Raw genomic sequence first — 23,330 nt, 5'->3', positions numbered from 1 at the left:
GCGACGATGTCTGCTGCCCCCTACCAACCGAGGTGCCCCATGCTGGCCAAGCTGCTCCCGACCAACGAACACCCGATCGAACGCGGCGCGCGGGTCGCCCTCGGTCTCGGCCTGATCGCCATCGCCTTCGTCGGGCCCAAGACCCCCTGGGGCTTCCTCGGCGTGGTGCCGCTGGCCACCGGCCTGCTGGGCAGCTGCCCGCTGTACACCGTGTTCGGCTTCAGCACCTGCCCAGCGGCCCGGCGTTGAGTGAGCCCGACGCGGCGCTGCTCCGGCACGCCGCCGGCGGCGACCGCGCCGCGTACGACCGCTTCGTCACCCGGCACCAGGACGCGCTCTTCCGCTACCTGCGGATGATCGCGGGTACCGAGGCGGACGCGGAGGACGCCCTGCAGGAGGCCTTCCTGGCCGCCTGGCGCGCCGCGGACAGCTTCCGCGGGGCCGACTCCGCCCGGGGATGGCTGCTCACCATCGGGCGGCATGCGCTGCACCGGCTGCACCGGCGCCGGGTCGACGAGCCGGGCGACCACCTCCCCCTCGAGGCCCTGGGGTGCGAGGCGGGCTGGGGCAGTGACGCGGGCGCGGAACGGGTGGCGGTGGCCGACCGTCGTGCCCTGCTGGAGGGCGCGCTGCAGCAGCTGAGCCCGCTGGACCGCGAGGTGATCGTGCTGCGGGAGCTCGAGGGATTCAGCGGGGAAGAGGCGGCCGCCCTGATGGGGCTGGCGCTGCCCGCCCTCAAGACCCGGTTGCACCGCGCGCGGCTGCGGCTGGCCGCCGAACTGCGGAGGGCCCATGGCGAATAGCGAGCGGATGGTCGGGGGACTGCGCTGCCGCGAGGTGCTCGAGCGCCTGTCGGATTATCTCGACGGCGACCTCGGTCCCGCGGAGGTGGCCCAGGTGCAGGACCACGTGCGCGGCTGCGACTGGTGCGAACGCTTCGGCGGGGAGTTCGCGCGCCAGGTGGCCGAGCTGCGGAAGGAACTGGCCCTGCCGCCCCCGCTCGACCCCGAGCGCGCCCGGCGGCTGCACGAGCGCCTCGCCGCCGAATCGTAGCGGAAGGCGCCCCGGCGTCAGGCGCGGCGCCGGGCCGCGGGTTCCCGGGGCTTCTCGTAGTCCCCCGGTTCCGGCGGCCGGATGCTCAGGTCCACGGCCACGAACAGCGTCTTGGACCAGGGGAAGAAGATCACCGGGAAGCACACCATCAGGCCGATCCCGCCCCACAGGAGCCCGTCCCACGGTGGTTCCGGCCAGGTCCGCACCAGTACGCCCACCAGCCCCAGCGCGAACACCGCCTCGGTGGCGAAGAGGTTGATCGCGTTGGAACCCACCCAATAGCCCCCCTCCGGCTCCCGGTCGAAACGCAGCCCGCAGCTGGGGCAGCTGGGGCACATCCGCAGCCAGGCCACGAACACCGGCCCCCCGCCGCAGGCGGGGCAGCGCAGCCGGAGGGCGCGCGCAAACGGGGCGAGGAGGCGGAGCGGCATCATCGGCGAATCTACCGTGTCGCTCAAGGAATGGCGCGCGTCGGCCGAAGCTGGACGGAGGGGTTCTGCGCTTGACCGGGATCCGCACACCAGGAAGGGGACAGCGGCATGGGCATCAGCACGGAAGTCGTCGCCAGCACCAAGGCCGAACTGCAGCAGGCGATTGCGGCGCACGGAATGTGGAAGAGCCGGCTCAAGAGTGCCCTGGCCCAGGGCGGCACCGACCAGGACGTGAAGGTCGTCCGGCTCGACAACCACTGTGCGTTCGGCAAGTGGCTGCACGGATGTGACGCGGCCCTCAAGCGCACGCCGTTCCATGACGTTGTGCGCAAGCTGCACGCCGAGTTCCACGTGCGGTCAGCGGAGGTCTTGACCCTCGCCACCACCGGGAAGCGGTCGGAGGCGGAGCAGCTCATCGGCCCGAAGGGGGCGTGGACCGAGGCCTCGGTGGCGTTGACCGCGAAGATGATGGAGTGGCAGCGGACGCTTTAGGGTTCCGGCGGCCGGCCAGGATGCCCGCTGCCGCCTCACCCGCCGGGCCACCGTTCGCGACCATGCGCGCCAGGGTGTCGTCATCCTGCTGCCCCAGCTGGGCGGCGAGGACGATCACCATGGCGCGCTCGCTTTCCCGCTCCCGGTCGGCCACGGCCTGCCGCTGGGCCCGGAGTCCGGTCCAGGTCGCCGCCAGCAGGAGCCCGACGAACATCGTGGTCGCGGAGCCGGTGGTCTCGCGCGGGACCCACCCCTTGGTCCCGGCCACGAGCAGTCCGAGGGCGAGCCCCGCCAGCAGCAGGCAGCCCCAGGTGAGGAGGCGCAGGGCGCGGGCGCGCTCGCTGACGGGCACCGCGGCCCGCCGGCGCAGCAGCCCCACGGTCAGCCCTCGTCCTCGCCGCCGAGTTCGTAGCGTTCGTCGACGATGGCGCTGAGGCGGTTGAGCGCGGCGCGGAGCTTCGGCACCACCGGGTCGCCGCTGCGGGCCCACACCACGAGGTCCCACGGCTGGTCCGCGAAGGCGTCGGGCGGCATGGCCTCCTCCCCTGCGAGGAACAACAGGTCCTCGACGCTGGCCTCGGGGTCGGTCCAGAGACCGACCGCTTCGTCTTCCCGGTCGGCGTGGGTGGTCTCGGCCGCGGCCTCGTCGAAGATGGCCGCCGCCGCCTCGGCGCCGCTGCCGCCGAGCACCACCGCGAGGCCGCCCTTCTCGATCAGCGCGAGGGCAAACTCCTGCGAGAGCTCCTGCAGCGCCTGGCTGCCGGCCTCGAGCCACAGTACGGCGACGGACACGCGATCGGAGTAGGCGCCCGGCGCCGGCGGGAGGTTGAGGGCCGGGACGGTGGACAGGAAGACCCGCTTGTCTTCGTGATCGGGGAAGCGGGTGAGCGGCATGGTGAATAGTATCGCGGGGCGTAGGGCGAGTTCAACTGAGCGGGGCGCCGGGACCCGGCTAGATGGGCAGGTCCTCGCGCACCAGCGCCAGGATCGCCGCCTGGGGGACCACGAGGTACTTCTTTTCCTCGAAGGTGATCTCCACCGCGGCCTTGCGGAAGAAGATCGCGTGGTCCCCCACCCGCGCCTGCATCGGCCGCCAGCGCATCGGCCGGTCACTGACCTTCCACGGCTCGTCGTCGGCCGCGCTGGCCAGGTCGGGGGCGGGGTCGCCGGGGCCCACGGCGATCACCAGCCCGCTCTGCACCTGCTGGGCGTCGAGCGCCGTCGCGGGGAGGTAGAGCCCCACGCGGGTCCGCTCCTCTCCCTCTTCAGGCGCGATCAGCACCCGGTCACCGACCAGGATGAGCTGCTTGCGGGGGAAGTCCATGGGCATCGGCTCAGGGCTGGCGGATTTCGAGGACCCGCAGCGTCCGCTGCCCGCGGGGGAGCCGCAGCGCGATCTCCTCACCCACCTTCCGCCCCTTGAGGGCGCGGCCCAGCGGGGACGCGAGCGAGATGTGCCCGGCCTCGATGTCCATCATCTCGGCCAGCACCACCATGAAGGTCTCCTCCTCGTTGGTGTCGAGGTCGAGGACCCGCACGCTCGAGCCGAGGCCCACCTGGTCGGCCGGCGTCTCGGTGGTCGAGAGCTGACTGACCTGCGCCAGCCGCTGGTGCAGCTGGCCCAGCCGGGCCTGGACGAACTGCTGGCGCTCCAGGGCGGCCTTGTACTCGGAATTCTCCCGCAGGTCGCCCAGTTCCACCGCCGTGGCGATGGCCTGGGGGATCAGGATATTGAGTTCATGACTGAGCTGCTCGATTTCAGCGCCCAGCTTGGCCCGCATTTCACGCAGCATGATGCCACTCGGGGAAAAAAAGGAAACGGCCCGGGCCAGAACTGAGACTCGCCCGGGGCGTCCAAGGTCCATCGACTGTTCCATTATATCGCCAGCCACCGCCACAGGCCATAGGCCCTTGGCTAATGCCTTGCTCGGATGGAACTTACGTGCCGGCATGGCGACTGGTTTCCGGACAGGAGGCGGGGATGCGGGGCACGGTTTGGCGGATCGGCAGCTGGGCGAGCGTGCTCCTGGCGGCCCCCATGGCGGGGCAGGGGGCCGCGGATTCGCTACTGCTCGACCTGCGCCGTGTGGACACCACGATCGTCATCGAGGCGCGCTACGCCACCGCGGCCAACTTCACCGGGGCCCCACTCCCGGGGTACGGCCCCAACCGGATCCTGCTGCGCCGGGAGGCGGCCGCCGCGCTGGGCCGGGTGCAGCGGCGGCTGCTCTCGGGGGGCATGGGCCTCAAGGTGTTCGACGGCTACCGTCCGGTCCGTGCCACCCGCGCCATGGTGGAGTGGGCGCGCCGGACGGGGCAGGCGCACCTGCTGGCCGATGGCTATATCGCGAGCCAGAGCCGGCACAACCTGGGGCTGGCCGTCGACCTCACGCTGGTGGACTGGTCGGTGGGCGGCCGCGAGGTGCCCATGGGCACGGCCTACGACACCTTTTCCGAGCAGGCCCACTGGGCCAACGCCACGGGCCGCACCCTGCGCTACCGGCAGCTCCTGCGGCAGATGATGGAGGCGGAGGGGTTCCGGCAGTACGAGAAGGAGTGGTGGCACTACAGCTTTGAGGTGCCGGGTCCGACACCCGCCTTCGATGTGGAGATCCGGTAGGCGTCTCCTTCCCGCCGCCGTACCGCCCTACCGTCTTCCCCACGCCTCCAGGTTCCGCCCGATCTGGCGCGCGTGGACCTCGAGGTGCTCCCCGTAGGCCTGGAGCCAGTCTGCCATCCCGTACGGCCCATGCTCGGTGTGCCGGCCGGCCTTGCGCCAGTCGGCGTCGGTGAGCCGCTCGAGCAGGGGCAGGGTGTTGGCGCGCACGGCCCGGATCGTGGCAAGGGCGAGGGGCAGGGGGTGGGCGTGATAGCCGAGCACCGTGGCCCAGCGGTCCTGGTCGTATCCGATGAGCAGGGGCTCGGCCTCGGCCAGGAGGTAGCGTACCCGCATGTGGGCGTTGGTCTCGCTGTCGGCGCAGTGGACCACGATCTCATGGACCGACCACTTCCCTTGCGCGGGGCGCCACTGGAGGGCCTGGGCCGGCACGCTGTGCAGGGCAGCCTCGAGGCGGTCGGGGCCTTCACCGTAGCGGGCGATCCAGCGGGCGCGTTCGGCGGGTGTCATGTGCGCTCCGGGGCGGGAGGTGCCTGTAACACTGGACATGACAACGGTCAGTCAGCCCTGAGTTTACACCATTTTCAAAGGATATTTTTGTCCTTTCTTCATGATTTCTTGACTCTCCGAGAGTGAAAGGCTATTCTCTCGCTGGCATTTACATGCCCCCCTGCAACTCTCGCTCTGAATGACAGGATGCGCGCACTGATGCCCGACACCGCTGTCCGGAGGCTCCGCTTCGGGGCTCCGGACCTCCTGCTTATCGTGGCCCTGGTGCTCACGGGCTGCGCTCCCGACCAGTATCCCCAGACCACCCTGCTGCCGCGCGCGGACTACGCGCGGGACGCCGACGCCATCATGCGGCTCACGCTGCTGTGGGCCACGATCGTCTTCGTGCTGGTGGAAGGGGCGCTGCTGTTGGCCATCTGGAAGTTCCGCGATCGCCCGGGGGCGGCAGAACCGGTCCAGACCCATGGCAACACCACGCTCGAGATTCTCTGGACCATCATCCCGGCCTTCATCCTGGCGATGATCGCGGTGCCGACCGTCCGGACCATCTTCAAGACGGCCCAGAAGCCGGGCCCGGAGGCGCTGCAGGTGGAGGTGATCGGGCACCAGTGGTGGTGGGAGTTCCGCTATCCGCAGCTCGGCATCACCACCGCGGGGGAGCTGCGGGTGCCGTCGGGCCGCACCGTGACCCTCGAGATGACCACGGCGGACGTGCTGCACAGCTTCTGGCTGCCGCAGTTCGCCGGGAAGCGTGACGTCTTCCCCGGCCGGTACAACAACCTCTGGTTCAAGGCCGAGGTCGAGGGGAACTTCCCGGCGCAGTGCGTGGAGTTCTGCGGGGTGCAGCACGGGCGCATGGCGTACCGGATCGTGTCGCTCAAGCCGGAGGAGTTCGATGCCTGGGCGGCCAACTTCAACACCCCTCCGAAGGACTTCAGCGCGGACAGCACCGCGGCCCAGCTGGTGAAGGACGGCCAGGGGCTGTTCCTCACCAAGGGATGCGTGGGCTGCCACTCCTTCTATCCCGCGCTGCCGCTGATCGGCCCGAACCTGCACCACGTGGGCAGCCGGAGCCACATCGCGGCGGGCACCCTGCCGAACACCGACGAGAACCTGGCCCGGTGGATCCAGCATCCCCAGGCGTGGAAGCCCGGGGTGCTGATGCCCGACCTGGGCCTGACCGACCAGGAGGCGCAGGCCCTGGTGGCCTACCTCCGCGCCAACCAGTAGCCGCGCCGCACTCGCGCCACACCGATCGAGGACCCGACATGGCAACAACCGCCCTGGAGCACGCCCCCGCGCAGCACGAGGAGGCCACCGGGCTGTGGAGCTGGATCACCACGGTGGATCACAAGCGCATCGGGATCATGTATGGCCTGACGGCGTTCCTGTTCTTCCTGATCGGCGGCCTGGAGGCGCTGGTCATCCGCATGCAGCTGTGGGGGCCGGACGGGCGGCTGGTGAGCGCCGAGGTGTACAACCAGCTGTTCACCATGCATGGCACCACGATGATCTTCCTCGGGGTGATGCCGCTCTCGGCGATGTACTTCAACTACCTGATCCCGCTGCAGCTGGGCGCCCGGGACGTGGCGTTCCCCCGGCTCAACGCGTTCAGCTACTGGGTGTTCCTGTTCGGCGGCCTGCTGATCAACGCCAGCTGGCTGTTCGGCGCGGCCCCCGACGGCGGCTGGTTCGGCTACGCCAACCTGACCACCAAGCAGTACTCGCCGGGGATGAACATCGACTTCTGGACGGTGGGCCTCCAGGTGCTGGGCGTGGCGTCGCTCGCGGCGGCGGTGAACTTCTTCGTCACCACCATCAACCTCCGCGCGCCCGGCATGAAGATGATGCACATGCCGATGTTCGTGTGGATGAGCTTCATCACCCAGATCCTGCTGCTGCTCTCCTTCCCGATCATCACGGTGGCGCTGATCCTCCTGATGATTGACCGGACCTTCGGGACCCACTTCTTCGTCCCGAGCGGCGGCGGCGACCCGGTCCTGTGGCAGCACCTCTTCTGGCTGTTCGGCCATCCCGAGGTGTACATCCTGATCCTGCCGTCGTTCGGGCTGGTGTCGGAGATCCTGCCGGTGTTCTCGCGCAAGCCGCTGTTCGGGTACGCGGCGATGGTCTTCAGCGGGGCGTTCATCGCCTTCGTGGGCTTCGGGGTATGGGCGCACCACATGTTCGCCACCGGCATGGGCCCCTTCGCCGACGCGTTCTTCTCGCTGGCCACGATGATCATCGCCATCCCCACCGGCGTGAAGATCTTCAACTGGATCGGCACGATGTGGGGCGGCCGGGTGTCGTTCCAGACGCCGATGCTCTTCGCCATCGGGTTCATCGCGATGTTCATCATGGGTGGCCTCTCCGGCGTGATGCACGCCTCGCCGCCGGCCGACCTGCAGCAGACCGACACCTACTTCATCGTGGCGCACTTCCACTACGTGCTGTTCGGCGGGGCGATCTTCGCGCTGACCGGCGGGGCGTACTTCTACTGGCCCAAGATGTTCGGCAAGCTGCTGGACGAGGGGCTCGGGAAGGTGCACTTCTGGCTGATGCTGGCGGGGTTCAACCTCACGTTCTTCCCGATGCACATCGTGGGGCTGAACGGCATGCCGCGCCGGGTGTACACCTACAGCGCGGAGTCGAACTTCGAGCTGCTCAACAAGCTGGAGACGGTGGGCGCGTTCCTGCTCGCGGTCTCGATGCTGGTGTTCATCGTGAACATCCTCAAGACCTGGAAGAGCGTGCAGCCGCCGGCGCCCGCCGACCCGTGGGACGGCGCCACGCTCGAGTGGTCGATCCCCTCGCCGCCGCAGCACTTCAACTTCCCCACGCTGCCGCAGGTGCACGGCCGGGACGCGCTGTGGGAGATGAAGCGGGCCGCGGGGGGCCGCCTGCCGGAGCCGGTGCCGGTGGCCCACGACGCCGTGGCCATGCCCAACCCCTCGTGGCGGCCGCTGGTGGCGGCCCTGGGCGTGGCGGTGACGCTGGGCGGGTTCATCGGCGGGTCGCACCTCTGGGTGCACCTCGTCGGGCTGGCGCTGCTCCTGTACGGCATCTACAGCTGGGCGTTCGAGCCGCCGTTCGGCCCCGGGCACTGACCGCCGGGCCGGCCCCGCGCCGGCCCCACCCTGCTACGCGACCCGGCGGCGCCACGGCGCCGCCCCGACCCAACGATCCGGAGACCCCTCGTGGCGACTGCGCACGCGCACGCTGACGATCACCACTACACCGCGACCGGCCTCGACAACCGGAAGCTGGCGATCTGGACCTTCATCGGGTCCGAATGCATGTTCTTCGCCTCCCTCATCGGCACCTACCTGGTGTACAAGGGCCGCGACGTGAGCGGGCCCAAGCCGCACGAGGAGTGGCTGCTCAACGGGGCGCCGCAGGAGCAGATGCTCGAGATCCCGCTGGTGACCTTCGGCACCGCGCTGCTGCTCTTCAGTTCGTTCTTCGTGGTGCTGGCGCTCAACGGCGCCCAGAAGGGCAACCGCAAGCAGCTGATCACCTGGCTGGTGGCCACGATCATCTGCGGCGTGTTCTTCGTCGGGATGCAGGTCTACGAGTTCAGCCACTTCGCCCATCGCGGCATGGGCTACACCACCAACCTGTTCTCGTCCACCTTCTACACCCTGACCGGCTTCCACGGCACCCACGTGACGCTGGGGCTGGTGTGGCTCATCTCGGTCCTGGTGGTGGCGCTCCGCGGCAAGCTCCCGCCCGAGAAGGCGCTCAACCTGGAGATGGCCGCCCTGTACTGGCACTTCGTCGACGTGGTCTGGATCGTGATCTTCCCCGTCGTCTACCTCATCCGCTGAGCCGGCCGCCCATGACTGCTTCCGCCCACGCGCACGGCGACGGCCACGCGCACCCGACCTGGCAGACCTACACCAAGATCGCGCTGGTGCTCTTCGCGCTTACCGCGCTCGAGGTCTGGTGCTACGAGATCGTGCACCGCCACAACCCCGCCAGCGTGGCGGTCTGGCTCGAGCCGATCAATACCGAGGTGCTGCTGGTGCTCTCCGCCATCAAGTTCGCGCTGGTGGCGATGTTCTACATGCACCTCAAGACCGACGGCAAACTCCTGACCACGATCTTCGTCCTGTCGCTGATCCTCGCCGCCGTCATCATCGCCGCGCTGATGATCATCTTCTTCTACCTGTATTCCCACAGCCCGACGGTGAATCCGCTCACCTAGGACGGTTTGGCGGCTCGGCGGCACGAATGTCCACGGCCCTCCGGGGAGTACTCCGGAGGGCCGTTCTTGCTGCCGAGGTATCGAGCCGCGGAGCCGCGGAGCTACCAGGTATCCCCACCCCCCGGCGGGGGCCAGGCCCCGAAGGCGCGCCGCAGCTGTGCCACCTGCCCGGTGTGATAGCTGTTGTGCGCCACCATCTGCCACAGCACCTCCTGCACCGTCTCGCTGCGCTCGGCGTGGACGATCCGGGCGCCCAGCCCGTCCATCGCCACCTGCGCCGACCACTCCCCGAGCCGGTCCACCTGCTGCCGATAGGTGGCCACCAGCGCCGCCCAGGCCTCCGCGCCGGGGGGCGCGTCGGTCTCGGGCCAGCTGAGGTCGGCCCGCTCGGGGTAGGGCACCTCGGGGCCCGCCAGCGATCGCAGCTCGTAGTCCATCCAGTAGCTCATGTGCCAGACCAACTGCCAGATGGTGTGCTCCACCCCGGGCACCCGGCGGCCGGCAAGGTCAGCCGGCAGCTCGAGCACGCAGGCCACGGGGTCCGCGTGGGAGCCGCGGCCGCGGAGCAGGTCGCGGAGCACACGATTGGGCATGGGAGGCGCTCGCGGGGACGGCGGTGCGCTAGCGGACGGCGCCCGCCGCCACGGGCGCGATGGTGGTCTCGGCCGCCGCCGCGGTGGGCGTGCCGTGCACCTCCACCGCCGCCGCCTCGAGGCAGGCGATCTCCGCGGCCTCGAGCACCTCGAGGTCGAAGGGCACCGGGTCGAGGAGCGCGTAGGCGGGGAAGCGCTCCTGGATGGGACAGGCGTTCTCCAGCAGCAGCCCGTCGGCGGTGAGCATCGGCAGCCCGATCAGGCGGCAGACGAGGGGGCGCCCGGCGTAGGCCTCACACCCCCCCTCGGGCCCGAGCAGGGGGCAGGGGGCATCGTGCAGGGCCAGGCAGATCTCGTCGAAGCGGTCCTCGCCGATGGCGGCGATGTCCCAGGGCGGGCCCCACTCGGGGGCCACCGCCTGCAGGCGGTCGAGCAGCCGTTCGGCACGCGCCAGGATCCCCGCGCGCACCCCGGCGGGGAGGGTGGCGATGGTCTCGCGGAGCAGCAGCTGGTCGGCAACGGAGATGTCGAACAGGCCGTGGCAGCAGGCGGTGCAGCCGCTGCGGCAGGGGATCACGTCGCCATGCCGGGCCCGCGCGCCCGCGAACCAGCGATCGAGCTGGGTAAGGAGGTCGCGGTAGGTCTCGGCGGCGGGGTGCATGGCTACCCGGGCCGGCGGCTGCCGACCGCGAGCGCCAGCATGGCCCAGCCGGCCAGGAAGGCCACGCCGCCGAACGGCGTGATCGCGCCGAGCCGGGAGACCCCGGACAGGGCCAGCGCGTAGAGGCTGCCGGAGAAGAGCAGGGTGCCCAGCACGAAGGCCCAGCCGGCCCGGCTGGCCCATGGGCAGGGGCCGCCGCTCAGCAGCCAGGCCACCACGAAGAGCGGCACCACGTGGTACATCTGATAGCGCGCGGCCGTTTCCCAGACCTGGAGCTGGTCGGTGGTGAGCCGCGCCTTGAGCCCGTGGGCGCCGAAGGCGCCGGTGGCGACGGCGATGAACCCGGACAGCGCGGCGAGGCGGGCGAAGAGCATGGGCGGCTCAGAAGTACAGGAAGGAGGGCGGGGCCATGCCCGCCGCCCGGAAGTTCGCGACGATCTGGCCCGCGGTCCAGATGGTGTGCTGGTTGAGCTCGTCCCACACCATCCAGCGGGGCATCTTCTGCCCGAAGTACCAGATCAGTCCCTGCCGCTCGGCGGCGGGCTGCTCCCGGAGCACCCGGATGCTGAAGCCGTAGGACGCGTCCACGAAGGCGCGGAGCCCGGCCCGGGTGTTGAACACCACCGCGGTGTCGGCCCGCACCGGCAGCGAATCCCAGCCGAGCTGGTAGTGGGCCACGATGTACTGGTTGGCGTTGGCGGCGTGGTGCACCTGCTCGGCGAAGTCCCGCTGGCCGTCGGCGGCGGCGCGGCGGAACAGGGCCTCGGGCATGGAGTCGACCATGGCGAGGAGCAGGGTCCGCTGGGTTTCCTGGGCCCGGAGCTGGATGCCGCGGTACTCCTCGGGCATCGGGAAGGCCTGGCGGATCGGCGGGGCGGCCTGGGCGGCCAGCGACGGGGGGCAGGCGACGGTGAGCGCGCACAGCGCCACCAGGGCCACGGCGCGCCGGGCATCGATCCCACGCCCGGCTGCGCCGCCCCTGCCTCCCGGTGTCATGCTCATCCGTCCAGCGACTTGGAGTCCACCGCCACGCCCATGGCGTGGTACCCGTTGTCCACGTACACCGTCGCGCCGGTGATGGCCTGCGCCAGCGGGCAGGCCAGGAAGGCGGCGGTGGCGCCGACGTCCCGGGCATCGAGGTCGCGGGGGATGGGGGAATTGGCGCGCGAGTACCGCACCATGGTGTCGATGAAGCCGATGGCGGTGGCCGCGCGCGAGGCCCAGGGGCCGGCGGAGATCGTGTTCACCCGCACCCCGTACTTGCGTCCCGCCTCGTAGGCCAGGGTGCGGGTATCGGCCTCGAGCGCGGCCTTGGCGCTCGACATCCCGCCGCCGTACCCCGGCACCACCCGCTCCCCCGCCATGAAGGTGAGGGAGAGGAACGACCCCCCCGGCCGCAGCAGCGGGGAGAAGCTCCGCACCATGGAGGTCAGGCTGTAGGCGCTGACGCTCACCGCGGCCAGGTAGCCGGCGCGGCTGGTTTCGAGCAGCGGCTTCTTCACCTCGGGGCCGTTGGCCAGGCTGTGCACCACGATGTCGAGCGGGCGCTCGCCGAAGTCGGCGGTGAAGTTCTGCACCACCCCGGCGATGCTGAAGTCGCCCCGCTCCTTGTAGCGCTTGCTCTCCCGGATCTCCTCGGGGACATCCGCCATGGTGTCGAAGGCGGCGTCCAGCGGGTAGATCCGCTCGAACGCCATCTTCCCGCCATCCGAGAGCGCGAGGGAGTCGTCCATCTTCCCGCGGTCGAGCAGGTTCTGGAAGATGTTCATCGCCGGGGGCCAGGTGCCCACGCAGATGGAGGCGCCGGCCTCCGCCATGGCCTTGGCGATGGCGAAGCCGAACCCACCATCGTCGGCCACGCCGGCGATGAAGGCGCGCTTGCCACGGAGATCGATCGGGAGCATGGGGATCGCGTGTAAGGGGTCGAGGGACGGAACCCCGGGAAAGCTAGCGGTCAGGCGGTGGGGCGGTAGGGCGGTAGGGCGGTAGGGCGGTAGGGCGGTAAGGCGGTAGGCGGTAGGCGGTAGGCGGTAGGCGCCTTACCCCGTCTCCCGCTTCCCGTTTCCCGCTTCCCGATTCCCGATTCCCGATTCCCGCCTCCCGCCTCCCGCCTCCCGCCTCCCGCCTCCCTCCCCTGCTGCTCCTCCACCGTCTGGATGTATGAGGCCAGGAGGGCGGTGCGGAAGTCGCCCGAGGGGCGGCGGGTGAAGGGGGCCAGCGCCTCGAACGCCCGCCGGGCGCCGGCGGCGTCGCCGGTGGCCAGCAGGGCCACCGAGAGTCCCTCCCGCAGCTCGTCATTGGGGAGCCAGGGGGTCTTGGCCAGCGCCGCCTCCACCAGCGGCTCGGCGGCGCGGATGGCCCGGGGGAAGTCCCAGCCGGAGATGCCGTGGCGGAACTCCATGGCGGCCCGGACCTGGGGGGGCGCCTGGTGCCGGTCGAGGTAGCGGCCGATCTCGGCATAGAAGGCCTCGTCGGCGTAGCCGCTGGTGCCGCCGTAGCGGTCGTGCTCGATGTCGGCCATGCGCTGGATCCACACCCGCCAGTCGGCGGGGCCCTCGGCCGCGGCCAGCTCGGCGCGCCAGGCGCGGGCGCGGTAGAGCGCCACGGCCTTCCGTTCATCGGCGGGGACGGTGTCCTGGCGGAGGGCCGGGGCCGGGCCCCGCACGGTGGCGCCGAGGGAGAGGTCGTACATCCGCGGGATGTCGGGCGCCGGCGCCAGGGTGAACGAGGCGGGCGGCACCCGCCGCCGGATGAACGGCGCGGTGATGTCGAACCGCTCGAACGAGAGGCCGAAGATCCCCGTGGCCTGCTGTGCCATGTAGCGGGTGCGCTCGGCCCCGTTGTCGAGGTGCGGGAAGAAGTCGGAGTTGGGGGTGGGGAAGTTCTCCACCAGCGGGCCGAGGGAGGTGCGGTTGCCGAGGCGGGTGGCCTCCATGGCCTCGGGAGTGAAGGGGATCTGGTGGCAGAAGTCCTTCGCGATGCCCGGGAACTGGAAGATGCCCCAGTCCGGCGCGGGCACGCCGCGGTCGCTGTTGGTGGCGATCACCAGCATGTCCGAGACGGCCGGCATGTACACCTCGTAGTGCCGGAACTTCTGGTGCAGCGCCGAGAGGACCGTCATCACCAGGCGGTCGTTGATGTCGTAGATGTGGATCCACTGGGCAAAGACGCCCCCGGGCGCGAGGTACTGGTTCACCCGGTCGTAGAACTCGGCGGTGAACAGCCCCGCCACGCCGCTCACCCAGGGGTGCGACGGCTCGGAGAAGATGAAGTCGTACTTGCGGCCGGCGGCGGCGAAGTAGCTCTTGGCGTCGTCCACCACGAAGTGGGCGCGGGGGTCATCGAAGACGCGGGCGTTGGCCGGGTAGAAGCCCCGCTTCGAGGCCGCGATCATCTCCGGCTCGATCTCGATGGTGTACAGCTCCTTGAGCCGGGGGCTGCCGAGCAGCAGGTGACTGGACATCCCGGTGCCCTGGCCGATCACCGCGCCGGTCTCGGCGCCAGGGGTGTGGGCCAGGGTGATCAGCGCCGCGAGGGCGAGCGTGGCGGCGTCCCCGCGCAGCGGGTGGCGGGGCGCCGTGTCGCTGCAGGCCTCGAACCAGTACGGGGAGAGCGACCCGTCCGACTTGCCGTTGGTGGCGATGAAGATCTCGCCGCTCTGCAGGATCTTCTCGGCCGAGACGGTTGCGGTGCGGCCGTCCTTGTAGTAGAGGATCTCGCGGGCATCCTTGGCCGGCAGGGTGCCGAAGCGGTACACGCCGGAGAGGAGCAGGTGGCGGTCGAAGGCCGGGCTGACCGCGGTGACGATGCCCACCAGGGCCAGGAACCCGGCGGCGCCGAGGGCCAGCCGCCGCGCGGCCGCCCCGCCCGCGGGCGCGATCACGAAGAGGATGGCCACGCCCACGCCCATGTCGAGCAGGGCGCCGCTGGTGAGCAGGAACTTGAGGCCCAGCAGCGGCATCAGCACCAGCGCCGCCAGGCTCACGCCCACGATCGAGCCGAAGGTGTTCCAGCTGTACACCTGGCCGATGGCCTTCTCGCCCACGCCCCCCTGCACCAGGGTGCGGGTGATGAGCGGCAAGGTGATCCCGGCGCAGAAGGTGGCCGGCAGCATCACCAGCAGGCAGATGGCGTAGCGGGCGATGTTGTAGCCCACGTAGCCCGGCTCCGACCGGGCAAAGGTCTGGATGAACACGCCCATCCAGCTGAAGGCCTTGAAGTAGATGGGCAGGGTGGCGAGGGCCAGGGCGCCCATGGCGAGCTGGGTGAGGCCCAGGGCGCGGAGCGGATTGCTGAAGCGGTCGGCGCGGGTGCGCACCCAGAAGGCGCCCAGGGCGAGCCCCAGGATGAACGCCGAGAGCATGAGCTCGAACGAGTGGGTGGCGCTGGAGAGCACCATCGAGAGCATGCGGATCCAGGCGATCTCGTAGATGAACGAGGCCACCGCCGTGCCCAGGGCGGTCCACAGGAGCAGGCGCTGCAGGGTGGTCGGGGCCAGTCCCGCGGCGCGGCCGCCCACCGGCTCGGCGGGGGCCGGGTCGGGCGCGGCCTCCTCGCCGTCGGGGACGTACTTCATGGTCACCATCGCGCCGATGGCCACCACGAAGTTGAGGATCGCGGCGGCGAGGATGGTGCCGGGCAGGCCCACCTGCTCCACCAGGTAGAACCCGGCGATGAGCACCCCGACCGCGGCGCCGAAGCTGTTGGCGAAGTAGAGGATGGACAGCGTCCGCCCGGGGTGCTTCCGCAGCCGGCGCAGCGCGCCCGCCGACATGAGCGGGAAGGTGGCGCCGAGCAGGATGGACTGGGGGAGGATCAGCAGGGCGGCGAGGCTCCACTTGGCGATGGTGAGCGACACCGAGCCCGCGGTGGAGGGGAAGACCGAGCTGTAGGCCCAGTTGGTCACCGCGACGTACACGTCCTGGAACACCAGCCCGATGAGCCCCACCACGGCCTCGATCATCGCGTAGCCGAAGAGCGGCTCCTTGAGCCGCTCCGTGATCCGGCCGACGATCATCGCCCCGAGCGCCATGCCGCCGAGGAAGATCACCAGCACGATCACCTGGGCGTAGGCGTTGTGGCCCACGAAGAGGCCGAGGTAGCGGGACCAGACCGACTCGTAGAAGAGGCCGGCGGCACCGGACAGGATGAAGAGCAGGGTGAGGACGCCCAGCATGCGTGATCCGGGTTGAGGGAGGGATGGGGAGAAGAGTAATGGTGCCCGGGGAGGGGGCGGGAGGGTCGGGCGGGGGGTGCAGGGAGGGCGCCGGGGCGCGTGGCGCCCCGGGGGAATCGGCCGGCTACTCCTCCCGCAGCACCGCCAGCGGCGACCGCCGGAACAGGTCCAGGCTGGTCCACAGCCCCGTGGCCACCGGCAGCGCCACGAGGACGGTGGCCAGGATCGCGAATCCCGCCCACGGCACCGTGAACGGTACTTCGAAGACCCACTTCATGAGCGCCCAGCCGCCGGCGGTGGAGAGCCCGGTGGCCACCACCGCCGCGAGCAGGCCGAGCGCGGCGTACTCCGTGACCATGATGCGCACCACCTGGCGCCGGGTGGCGCCGAGGGTCTTGAGGAGCGCCGCCTCGCGCACCCGCTGGTAGCGGCTGGTGGCGAGCGCGCCCACCAGCACCACGACGCCGGTGGCCAGGCTGAACAGCGCCATGAAGCGGATGGCCAGCGAGACGCTGGCCACGATCTGCTCGATGCTCTTCTGGATGGAGGTGAGGTCGATCGAGGTGACGTTGGGATGCCGCTCCACGATGCTGCGCTGCACCTGGCCCATCACGGTGGCGTCGTCCACCCGGGTGAGGACCACGAAGCTCTGCGGCGCGGCGTCGAGCGGGCCCGCCGGGAAGACGGCGAAGAAGTTGGGCTCGAAGCGGGCCCAGTTCACCTCGCGCAGGCTGGTGACCACGCTGGGGATCTCGACCCCCTGGATGCTCCAGGTGAGGGTGTCGCGGATGGTCACGTCGAGGTCGCCCGCGATGCCCACCTCGAGCGAGAGGGGTACCACGCCGGGCGCGGCCCCGGCGCCGGGCGCCCACCAGTCGCCCACCACGAGCTTCTCGGAGCCGACCGAGGCGTCGCGGTAGGTGGAGCGGTACTCGCGGCGGAGCGCCCAGGTGATGTCGTCGCGGGGGCCGCGGTCGCGCGCCCCGCGCCCGGCGCTGTCGGGGCCCGCCGACCGGTGCAGGGTGTCCGCCAGCAGGTCCTTGACCCGCTTGCCCTTGATGGCCACCAGCCGCATGGGGACGATCGGCACCGGCGCCTGCGCCTCGAGCCCCGCGGCGCGGATGCGGGCCAGGACGTCGTCGCGCTGGTCGGGCTGGATGTCGAAGAAGACCAGGTTGGGCCGCCCGATGCCGCCGTCGAGCTGCAGCTGCCTGAGCAGGTTGTGCTGCATGACGGCCAGCGCGCCCAGCAGGAACGCCCCGAAGCCGAGCGCCAGCACCACCGCTACGGTCTGGTTGGCCGGCCGGTAGAGGTTGGCCAGGCCCTGCCGGGCCACGTAGGGCAGCCGGTGCGGGAACCAGCGGCGCAGCGCCCGGGTGAGGCCGAACGCCGCGAGCCACAGCACCAGGAGCGCGGCGCCGATCCCGGCCGCGAAGACGGCCCCCTGCAGCAGCTGGCCCACCTGCAGCGCGGCCATCCCGATCACGCTGGCCGCGAGCGCCGCCCGCGCCAGCCACATCCAGCGATCGGCGCGGGCACCGGGGCCCTCCTCCACGTCCCGCCGCAGGACGGCGAGCGGGGGTACCCGGCGCACCGCGAGCAGCGGCAGCAGCGCGAACACCACCGCCACCCACACCCCCACGCCGAGGCCGGTGGCGATGGCGCCGGGCGAGGGAACCACGGTCACGTCGAGCGGCAGGAAGGCGCCGAACACCGTGGGCAGCGCCAGCTGCAGCAGCACCCCCAGGACCACCCCGGCCAGGCTTCCGAGCAGCCCCATCACCGCGGCCTGCAGCAGGTAGGCGCCGAAGACCTGGCCGCTGGTGGCGCCCAGGCAGCGGAGCACCGCGATGGTGTCGCGCTTGCGCTTGATGAACACCTGCACCGCGCTGCCCACGCCCACGCCCCCCAGCAGCAGCGCGATCAGCGCCACGAGCCCGAGATAGCGGCCCAGCTGGTCGAGGAACTGCTTGAGGTCCTGCTCCTCCTCGACCGCGGTGCGAAGCCGCCCCTGCTGGGCGCCGATCCGCGGCTGCCAGGTGGCGCCGAACGCCCGCGCGTCGAGGGAGTCGGGGGTCCGCAGAAACCACTCATACTCCACCCGCGCGCCGAACCCGAGGAGGCCGGTCTCCGCGAGGAGCGCGCCCGGGATGTACACCCGCGGGCCGAAGGCGGCGCGGACGCCCACGTCCCCGGGGAAGCTCGTCACCGTGCCGGCGATGACGAACCGGGCCTCGCCCAGCGCCATGGTGTCGCCCACCTGCGCGCCCAGCGAGGTGAGAAATGCCGGGTCCACCAGCGTGACCCGCTCGGTGGCCAGCCGGGCCCAGGCGGTGGCGGGCTCGGTGCGCGCCACGCCGTAGAACGGGTAGCCGCCGGTGATGGCGTTGACCTGCACCAGCCGGGTGCCGGCGGTGCGGGGCACATAGGCCATGCCGCTGAACGAGGTGACGCTGGCGCGGTCGCGCACGCTGTCCGCGCCGGCCGCGAGGGTCAGGGAGTCGAGGGTGCGCCGGAAGGACTCGGAGGGCGCGCTGCGGGCGCTGACCGCGAGGTCACCACCCAGCAGCGCGCGTGACTGGCCCTCGACGGCCACCTGCAGGTTGTCGGTGAACGACTCGATGGCCACCAGCGCCCCCACGCCGATGGAGATCGCCGCCGTGAGCAGCAACATCCGGCGGCCGGCGGCGCGGCTCTCCCGCCACGCCAGCCGGGTCACGAAGCCCAGGCGGCTCACCCGGCGGCCCCGTCGCTCACCACGGCGCCGTCGGCCAGGCGGATCACCCGCCGCGCCTTGCGGGCCAGCTCGAGGTCGTGGGTGACCAGCACCGTGGTGGTGCCGAGCTCCCGGTTGAGCTCGAGCAGGATGTCCACCACCCGCTGGCCGGTGCCCTGGTCGAGGTTGCCGGTCGGCTCATCGGCGAACAGGATGCGCGGCCGGTTGGCGAAGGCGCGCGCCAGCGCCACCCGCTGCTGCTCGCCCCCGGAGAGCTGGGCGGGGTAGTGGTGCTCCCGGCCCTTGAGGCCCACCCGGGCCAGCAATTCATCGGCCCGCCCGCGCGCCTCCTCGCCCCGGAGCTCGAGCGGCACCTCGACGTTCTCCCGTGCGGTCAGCGTCGGGATCAGGTGGAACGACTGGAACACGAACCCCACCCGCTCGGCCCGGAAGGTGGCCAGCGCGTCCTCGGAGAGGGTGGTGAGGTCGGTGCCGTCCACCACCACCCGCCCGCGGCTCGGGCGGTCGAGCCCGGCCAGCAGGCCGAGCAGCGTGGTCTTCCCGCTGCCGCTGGGGCCCACGATGGCGGCGAGCTCCCCCGTGGGGATCTCCAGCGTGATATCCTTCAGCACGGTGAGCGGACGCCCGCCGGAGAGGTATTCCTTGGACAGCGATTCGACGCGGATCATGAACCTTGGACAGCCCTGGATGAGGTCGGCTAGAATCATAGTCGCGCTGGCGGCGACGGTCCTCTGGGGCTGTGGCGGCGCCGGGGGCGATCCCCCCGCCCGGTCGGCCGCGGAGTCGCTGCCGGCACCCGCGACCGGAGCCGAGCCCCCGGCCCCCTCCGCCGCCGGGGCCCCGACCGTCGTGTTTCTCGGCACCAGCCTCACGGCCGGCCTCGGCCTCGACCCGGACAGCGCCTATCCGGCCTGGATCCAGCGGAAGGTGGATGCGGCGGGGCTCGGCTACACGGTGGTGAACGCGGGGCAGAGCGGGGAATCGAGCGCCGGCGCCCTGACGCGGATCGACTGGATCATGCGGCAGCGGCCCGCCGTGCTGGTGATCGAGACCGGCGCCAACGACGGCCTGCGCGGCCAGGACCCGGACTCCACCCGGGCCAACATCCAGGCCATCATCGACCGCGCCCGCGCCGCGAGCCCCGCGACCCGCATCGTGCTCGCCGCCATGGAAGCGATGCCCAACCTGGGTCAGGACTACGTCCGGAGGTTCCGCGCGATCTTCCCGGGCCTCGCGAAGCGCAATGATATCACGCTGCTGCCGTTCATCCTCGACGGCGTGGCCGGCATCGACTCGCTCAACCAGCAGGACGGCATCCACCCCGGAAACCGGGGCGCGCGCCTGGTGGCGGACAACGTGTGGCGCGGTCTGGAACCGGTGCTGCGGGCGGCGAGGGAGCAGGCGGACGGACGACTCGCAGCATGGAGCACACCGTGAGGGCACGACTCGTGGGCGGGACCGTGGCGGCCGTGGTGGCGGGGCTGCTCGCCTGTGGTGATGCGGGCAGTGGTCCCGGGGAACCGACCCGGTCCTACCTGATGGGCTTCTCGGCCATTCCACCCCGGGTGGACACGACGCTGCTGTTCGAGACGCTCACCCTGAGCAGCGCCCACGCCGACGCGGGCCTGATCCAGCTGGAGATTCCCTATACCGTGCTGCTGGACGACACCGCCGCCGCCACCGAGGTGCGGGTGGTGCGGCTGCCGCTGGTGAACTACTACCGGGGGCAGGGGCACAAGATCGTGGTGGCGCTGGACGTGACCGACGGGCTCAACCGGGCGGCGGAAGACCCGGAACTGGTGGCCCTCGGCCGCAGCATCACCGACACCGCCGTGCAGCGCCTGTACCGGGAATACGTGGCCGCGGTGGACAGCATCCTGGCCCCGGACTACCTGAGCCTCGCGGCGGAAACCAACCTCATCCGGCTCGCGGCGCCCGACTCGGTGTACCAGGCCGTGGTCACCATGGTGAACGCGGCCCACGCCGAGCGGAGCGCCGCCGGGAGCGCCACGCGGTTCATGGTGAGCGTGCAGGTGGAGACGGCGTGGGGCGGGCTGCAGGGCTCGGGCATCTACGAGGGCATCGCCCAGGACCGGGTGGACTTTCCCTTCCTCGACGCGCTGGGCCTGTCCTCGTATCCCTACCTGGGCGGGTTCGCCGATCCGGACAGCATCCCGCTCAACTACTACACCCGCCTCACGCAGGGCGCGCCGCTTCCCGTGGTGGTGCTCGAGGGGGGCTGGAGTTCGGTGACGGCGGGACCGGTCGCGAGCACGCCGGCCATGCAGGCGCGCTACATCGCCCGGCACGCCCGGATCCTGGACGCCGCTGGCGCGGCCGGGTGGATGCAGATCACCTTCACCGACCTGGACCTGGCCGGCATCCCCTCGCCGCCGCCGACGCTGGCGCTCTTTGCCCACAACGGACTGGTCGACTCGGTGCTGACGCCCAAGCCGGCCCTGGCCGTGTGGGACTCCGTGCTCGACCGCCGCTCTCGCCCGTGAGGCGGCGGGGTCAGGCCTCCGAGTGCTGCGACAGCGCGCGGGGCACCGGGTGGGACCGGCGATAGCGGGAATAGCGCCGGATGCTGCCGGCGAAGAGCCCGCTCACGCCCACGATCACCAGGCCGAGCACGCCGAGCGGCGTCGCTTCCTTGAGGACGGCGAGCACCACACCCAGGATCAGCAGGAGGGTGGGCCCCTCGTTGGCCCAGCGGAGCCGCTCCCCGGTGTGGCGGATGTCGCCCCGGGCCATGCGCTTCATGGTGACTTCGCACCAGTAGTGGTAGGCGATCAGCAGTGCCACCACGCCCAGCTTGACCCACATCCAGCGATCCTGCAGCCATGCGGGCTGGAGCACCAGCAGCGCCACCGCCGTCAACGTGGCGATCACCATGGCCGGGTAGGTAATCATGTAGTACAGGCGCCGCTCCATGATCGCGTACTGGCGCATCAGGATGGTGCGGGCCGGCTCGGCCCCGGTGTTGGCCTCGGCGTGGTAGATGAACAGCCGGACCAGGTAGAACAGGCCGGCGAACCACGACACCACGCCGATGATATGGACCGCTTTCCACCAGAGGTACGCCATGGGGCCCCCGGACAGGTGAACGGGCCGCCCCTGGTGGGGCGGCCCGTCCAGATGTACGCCCGGGCGCGTGAAGCGGGCTTGAAGCGGCGGTGAAAGGCGGGGACGCGACTAGCAGTTTGCCGGGTGCTGCTCGCAGTAGCTGGCGGTGTCATTCTCCAACTGGCCGTCCGGGGCGCAGGCGAGGGTGGTCACCACCAGACCGCCGAGCACCAGCAGCAGCGACCAGGTATAGCGGAACGGGCGGAATCGACGGATCATTGAACCCTCCCTGCGGGCACCGGGGCCGCCCGATGCGGCCCCGTCTGTGGGAGGAACGCGTGCCCGGTGCGTATCTTCTCAGGGAGCCCATGGCCCGAGGGGGGCAGGATGGACGGACAGTCGGATCAGGTGTCGGGGGCGCTCGACCGGGTGCTGGGCCGGTTCGCGGAGCGGGTGCGGTACATCGGCATCCGGCACGGCCTGACGGGCAGCGACGTCGAGGACCTCCTCCAGGAGGTCCGGCTGCGGCTGTGGAAGGCGCTCGAGAGCGATGAGAAGATCCTCGCCGCCCCCGCGTCCTACGTGCACCGGACGGCGGTCTCCGCGGCGCTCGACGTGCTGCGCCGCCGCCGGGCCCGCCGGGAAACCCCGGCCCGGCTCTCGCGCCCCAGCGGGATCGCCATGCTCGGCGAGTCCCCGGCGGCCGACCGGCTCATGGAAGAGATCGAGCTGCAGGAACAGGTGGGGCGCGCGGTGGAACAGCTGATCCCCGCCCGGCGCTCGGTGGTGAAGATGTACCTCTCGGGCTACGGCCGGGAGGAGATCGCCGACCTGCTCGGCTGGACCGAGCCCAAGACCCGCAACCTGCTGTACCGGGGCCTCGCCGACCTGCGCGAGATCCTCACCGGCATGGGCATCGGCCCGGAGGCGCTGCAATGAGCGACGACCGCCTGCGCAGGAGCTACGACATGCTGCTGGCCATCCGCGCGGACACCGGCGCGGATCGCTCGGCCTGCCCGCCGGTGGAGCGGATCGCCAGCCTCATCCGGCGCGAGGAAGACGAGGAGAGCCGCCTCGCCCTCCTCGACCACGTCATGGCCTGCCCCTTCTGCCAGCACGAGTTCGAGATGGTCCGGACCGCCTCCCGCGCCACCGGCGACCACCCCGCGCCCGAGGCCTGACGCCCGCCGCCGGTCAGGGGGTGAAGATGCCCGCGCCCCCCTGGCCGTCGGTGAGGATGCCGATCCCGGTCCGGGAGTTGTGGTAGGCGCCGCCCCCGCCGCCGTCGTTCTCCCCCACGCCGCCATTCTGCTGGTAGAGCCGCGCCGCAAGCAGGCGCAGGTTCACCATGGCCGGTCCGCCCTCCAGCCCGGCGTTGCCCTCGGCGTCGAGCCAGTAGCGGCCGGCCGCCACCGGGCCGGTCAGCTGCTGCAGGCCCGCGAGGTCGGTGGGTGGGAGTTCGCGGCCGTTGATGAACACGCCGGTGCCGCCGCCCGAGATATCCGCGGGCAATGCCCCGCCCAGGGTGAGGCCCGCCTGCACGAAGCCGCGGGTGAAGCTCCCCTCGAGCCCCCAGGCCCCCGAGAGCCGGTCGTACCAGTACCGGCCGTCGGGGATGCGGGGCGCGCCCGGGGGCTCCAGCTGGGCCAGCGTGGCACTGGAGAGCCGGCTGCGGTTGATGAACACCTGCCGGGACGCCTGCTGCCCCGCGGCGCCCGTGGCGCCCAGGGCGACGCCGAGGCTGGTGAGGAGCGCGAGGGTGATCGGGCGCATGCGCAGCCGTGGGA

30 protein-coding genes are annotated in these 23,330 nt (G+C 71.2%); 13 read left to right on the top strand and 17 right to left on the bottom strand.

Annotated elements, in window-relative coordinates:
* Positions 1 to 39 precede the first annotated feature (39 nt).
* Genes IPJ95_19060 through IPJ95_19050 form a run of 3 tightly spaced genes read left to right on the top strand, consistent with a single transcriptional unit; the run spans position 40 to position 1,053 of the window.
* Positions 40 to 249, top strand: a complete 210-nt coding sequence (locus IPJ95_19060) for a DUF2892 domain-containing protein (protein ID MBK7925703.1) — start codon at positions 40 to 42, stop codon at positions 247 to 249.
* The gene (locus IPJ95_19055; GenBank protein ID MBK7925702.1) at positions 246 to 803 is read left to right on the top strand and encodes an RNA polymerase sigma factor; all 558 of its coding nucleotides are present in this window, start codon (positions 246 to 248) and stop codon (positions 801 to 803) included. The genes IPJ95_19060 and IPJ95_19055 overlap by 4 nt, the downstream gene beginning before the upstream one ends.
* Positions 804 to 822: 19 nt before the next feature.
* Positions 823 to 1,053: a zf-HC2 domain-containing protein gene (locus IPJ95_19050; protein MBK7925701.1), complete on the top strand. Its 231-nt coding sequence runs from the start codon at positions 823 to 825 to the stop codon at positions 1,051 to 1,053.
* A 17-nt stretch (positions 1,054 to 1,070) separates the two neighbouring features.
* On the opposite strand, the gene IPJ95_19045 is transcribed toward IPJ95_19050, so the two are convergent.
* Positions 1,071 to 1,487 (bottom strand): DUF983 domain-containing protein, encoded by a 417-nt coding sequence (locus IPJ95_19045; protein MBK7925700.1) that lies wholly within the window; start codon positions 1,485 to 1,487, stop codon positions 1,071 to 1,073.
* A gap of 105 nt (positions 1,488 to 1,592) precedes the next feature.
* On the opposite strand from IPJ95_19045, the gene IPJ95_19040 reads away from it, so the two are divergent.
* A complete protein-coding gene (locus IPJ95_19040) occupies positions 1,593 to 1,976 on the top strand; it encodes a CZB domain-containing protein (protein ID MBK7925699.1) in 384 nt (127 codons plus the stop codon).
* Here the strand turns inward: IPJ95_19040 and IPJ95_19035 are convergent.
* The 4 genes from IPJ95_19035 to IPJ95_19020 are packed head-to-tail and all read right to left on the bottom strand — an operon-like array spanning position 1,897 to position 3,769.
* Positions 1,897 to 2,355 carry a hypothetical protein gene (locus IPJ95_19035; protein ID MBK7925698.1) on the bottom strand — a complete coding sequence of 153 codons (459 nt, stop codon included), beginning with the start codon at positions 2,353 to 2,355 and terminating at the stop codon, positions 1,897 to 1,899. The two genes, IPJ95_19040 and IPJ95_19035, sit on opposite strands and share 80 nt — an antisense overlap.
* Positions 2,356 to 2,357: 2 nt before the next feature.
* A complete protein-coding gene (locus IPJ95_19030) occupies positions 2,358 to 2,870 on the bottom strand; it encodes a hypothetical protein (protein ID MBK7925697.1) in 513 nt (170 codons plus the stop codon).
* A gap of 58 nt (positions 2,871 to 2,928) precedes the next feature.
* Positions 2,929 to 3,306, bottom strand: coding sequence for a co-chaperone GroES (locus IPJ95_19025; protein ID MBK7925696.1), 378 nt, complete (start codon positions 3,304 to 3,306; stop codon positions 2,929 to 2,931).
* A 4-nt stretch (positions 3,307 to 3,310) separates the two neighbouring features.
* Positions 3,311 to 3,769: a GreA/GreB family elongation factor gene (locus IPJ95_19020; GenBank protein ID MBK7925695.1), complete on the bottom strand. Its 459-nt coding sequence runs from the start codon at positions 3,767 to 3,769 to the stop codon at positions 3,311 to 3,313.
* A gap of 188 nt (positions 3,770 to 3,957) precedes the next feature.
* On the opposite strand from IPJ95_19020, the gene IPJ95_19015 reads away from it, so the two are divergent.
* Positions 3,958 to 4,596: a D-alanyl-D-alanine carboxypeptidase family protein gene (locus tag IPJ95_19015; GenBank protein MBK7925694.1), complete on the top strand. Its 639-nt coding sequence runs from the start codon at positions 3,958 to 3,960 to the stop codon at positions 4,594 to 4,596.
* A 27-nt stretch (positions 4,597 to 4,623) separates the two neighbouring features.
* On the opposite strand, the gene IPJ95_19010 is transcribed toward IPJ95_19015, so the two are convergent.
* The gene (locus IPJ95_19010) at positions 4,624 to 5,103 is read right to left on the bottom strand and encodes a DinB family protein (GenBank protein ID MBK7925693.1); all 480 of its coding nucleotides are present in this window, start codon (positions 5,101 to 5,103) and stop codon (positions 4,624 to 4,626) included.
* A 198-nt stretch (positions 5,104 to 5,301) separates the two neighbouring features.
* Here IPJ95_19010 and coxB point away from each other — a divergent pair, with 198 nt between their 5' ends.
* From coxB to IPJ95_18990, 4 genes are all read left to right on the top strand, one after another.
* Entirely contained in the window at positions 5,302 to 6,333 is a 1,032-nt protein-coding gene (coxB, locus tag IPJ95_19005) for a cytochrome c oxidase subunit II (protein ID MBK7925692.1), read from the top strand.
* 38 nt (positions 6,334 to 6,371) lie between these two features.
* Positions 6,372 to 8,210, top strand: a complete 1,839-nt coding sequence (gene ctaD / locus IPJ95_19000) for a cytochrome c oxidase subunit I (protein MBK7925691.1) — start codon at positions 6,372 to 6,374, stop codon at positions 8,208 to 8,210.
* A gap of 90 nt (positions 8,211 to 8,300) precedes the next feature.
* Positions 8,301 to 8,930 (top strand): heme-copper oxidase subunit III, encoded by a 630-nt coding sequence (locus tag IPJ95_18995; GenBank protein MBK7925690.1) that lies wholly within the window; start codon positions 8,301 to 8,303, stop codon positions 8,928 to 8,930.
* Between the two features lie 11 nt (positions 8,931 to 8,941).
* The gene (locus tag IPJ95_18990) at positions 8,942 to 9,310 is read left to right on the top strand and encodes a cytochrome C oxidase subunit IV family protein (GenBank protein ID MBK7925689.1); all 369 of its coding nucleotides are present in this window, start codon (positions 8,942 to 8,944) and stop codon (positions 9,308 to 9,310) included.
* Between the two features lie 101 nt (positions 9,311 to 9,411).
* Here the strand turns inward: IPJ95_18990 and IPJ95_18985 are convergent, their stop codons facing one another.
* The 8 genes from IPJ95_18985 to IPJ95_18950 all read right to left on the bottom strand — a co-directional run bounded on the left by IPJ95_18985 (position 9,412) and on the right by IPJ95_18950 (position 19,145).
* Positions 9,412 to 9,903: a DinB family protein gene (locus IPJ95_18985; protein ID MBK7925688.1), complete on the bottom strand. Its 492-nt coding sequence runs from the start codon at positions 9,901 to 9,903 to the stop codon at positions 9,412 to 9,414.
* A 28-nt stretch (positions 9,904 to 9,931) separates the two neighbouring features.
* Entirely contained in the window at positions 9,932 to 10,564 is a 633-nt protein-coding gene (locus IPJ95_18980) for a YkgJ family cysteine cluster protein (protein MBK7925687.1), read from the bottom strand.
* Positions 10,565 to 10,566: 2 nt separating this feature from the next.
* Positions 10,567 to 10,938 carry a DUF423 domain-containing protein gene (locus tag IPJ95_18975; protein ID MBK7925686.1) on the bottom strand — a complete coding sequence of 124 codons (372 nt, stop codon included), beginning with the start codon at positions 10,936 to 10,938 and terminating at the stop codon, positions 10,567 to 10,569.
* A gap of 7 nt (positions 10,939 to 10,945) precedes the next feature.
* Positions 10,946 to 11,560: a hypothetical protein gene (locus IPJ95_18970; protein MBK7925685.1), complete on the bottom strand. Its 615-nt coding sequence runs from the start codon at positions 11,558 to 11,560 to the stop codon at positions 10,946 to 10,948.
* Between the two features lie 2 nt (positions 11,561 to 11,562).
* On the bottom strand, positions 11,563 to 12,468 hold the full coding sequence (locus tag IPJ95_18965; GenBank protein ID MBK7925684.1) for an enoyl-[acyl-carrier-protein] reductase: 906 nt from the start codon (positions 12,466 to 12,468) through the stop codon (positions 11,563 to 11,565).
* Positions 12,469 to 12,518: 50 nt separating this feature from the next.
* Complete coding sequence (locus IPJ95_18960; GenBank protein MBK7925683.1) at positions 12,519 to 15,740, bottom strand: fused MFS/spermidine synthase; 3,222 nt, start codon at positions 15,738 to 15,740, stop codon at positions 12,519 to 12,521.
* A 124-nt stretch (positions 15,741 to 15,864) separates the two neighbouring features.
* A complete protein-coding gene (locus tag IPJ95_18955; protein MBK7925682.1) occupies positions 15,865 to 18,477 on the bottom strand; it encodes an FtsX-like permease family protein in 2,613 nt (870 codons plus the stop codon).
* A complete protein-coding gene (locus IPJ95_18950; protein ID MBK7925681.1) occupies positions 18,474 to 19,145 on the bottom strand; it encodes an ABC transporter ATP-binding protein in 672 nt (223 codons plus the stop codon). The genes IPJ95_18955 and IPJ95_18950 overlap by 4 nt, the downstream gene beginning before the upstream one ends.
* Between IPJ95_18950 and IPJ95_18945 the strand changes: the two genes are divergently transcribed.
* Positions 19,144 to 19,914 carry an arylesterase gene (locus tag IPJ95_18945; GenBank protein ID MBK7925680.1) on the top strand — a complete coding sequence of 257 codons (771 nt, stop codon included), beginning with the start codon at positions 19,144 to 19,146 and terminating at the stop codon, positions 19,912 to 19,914. The genes IPJ95_18950 and IPJ95_18945 overlap by 2 nt on opposite strands.
* Positions 19,911 to 20,981: a hypothetical protein gene (locus IPJ95_18940; GenBank protein MBK7925679.1), complete on the top strand. Its 1,071-nt coding sequence runs from the start codon at positions 19,911 to 19,913 to the stop codon at positions 20,979 to 20,981. Before IPJ95_18945 ends, IPJ95_18940 begins: the two co-directional genes overlap by 4 nt.
* A gap of 10 nt (positions 20,982 to 20,991) precedes the next feature.
* Here IPJ95_18940 and hemJ read toward each other — a convergent pair whose 3' ends face one another.
* Together hemJ and IPJ95_18930 are read right to left on the bottom strand one after the other, a co-directional pair.
* Positions 20,992 to 21,564, bottom strand: coding sequence for a protoporphyrinogen oxidase HemJ (gene hemJ / locus IPJ95_18935; GenBank protein MBK7925678.1), 573 nt, complete (start codon positions 21,562 to 21,564; stop codon positions 20,992 to 20,994).
* Between the two features lie 108 nt (positions 21,565 to 21,672).
* Positions 21,673 to 21,822: a hypothetical protein gene (locus tag IPJ95_18930; protein MBK7925677.1), complete on the bottom strand. Its 150-nt coding sequence runs from the start codon at positions 21,820 to 21,822 to the stop codon at positions 21,673 to 21,675.
* Positions 21,823 to 21,930: 108 nt separating this feature from the next.
* Here IPJ95_18930 and IPJ95_18925 point away from each other — a divergent pair, with 108 nt between their 5' ends.
* Positions 21,931 to 22,482 carry a sigma-70 family RNA polymerase sigma factor gene (locus tag IPJ95_18925; protein MBK7925676.1) on the top strand — a complete coding sequence of 184 codons (552 nt, stop codon included), beginning with the start codon at positions 21,931 to 21,933 and terminating at the stop codon, positions 22,480 to 22,482.
* Positions 22,479 to 22,724, top strand: coding sequence for a hypothetical protein (locus tag IPJ95_18920; protein ID MBK7925675.1), 246 nt, complete (start codon positions 22,479 to 22,481; stop codon positions 22,722 to 22,724). The genes IPJ95_18925 and IPJ95_18920 overlap by 4 nt, the downstream gene beginning before the upstream one ends.
* Positions 22,725 to 22,737: 13 nt before the next feature.
* Here IPJ95_18920 and IPJ95_18915 read toward each other — a convergent pair whose 3' ends face one another.
* Positions 22,738 to 23,316, bottom strand: a complete 579-nt coding sequence (locus tag IPJ95_18915) for a hypothetical protein (protein ID MBK7925674.1) — start codon at positions 23,314 to 23,316, stop codon at positions 22,738 to 22,740.
* Between the last annotated feature and the right edge of the window lie 14 nt (positions 23,317 to 23,330).

The organism is Gemmatimonadota bacterium, assembly GCA_016713785.1.
Classification (GTDB): domain Bacteria; phylum Gemmatimonadota; class Gemmatimonadetes; order Gemmatimonadales; family GWC2-71-9; genus JADJOM01.
Note: the sequence above shows the minus strand (reverse complement) of the source record. Positions and strands in the feature narration are given on the sequence as shown.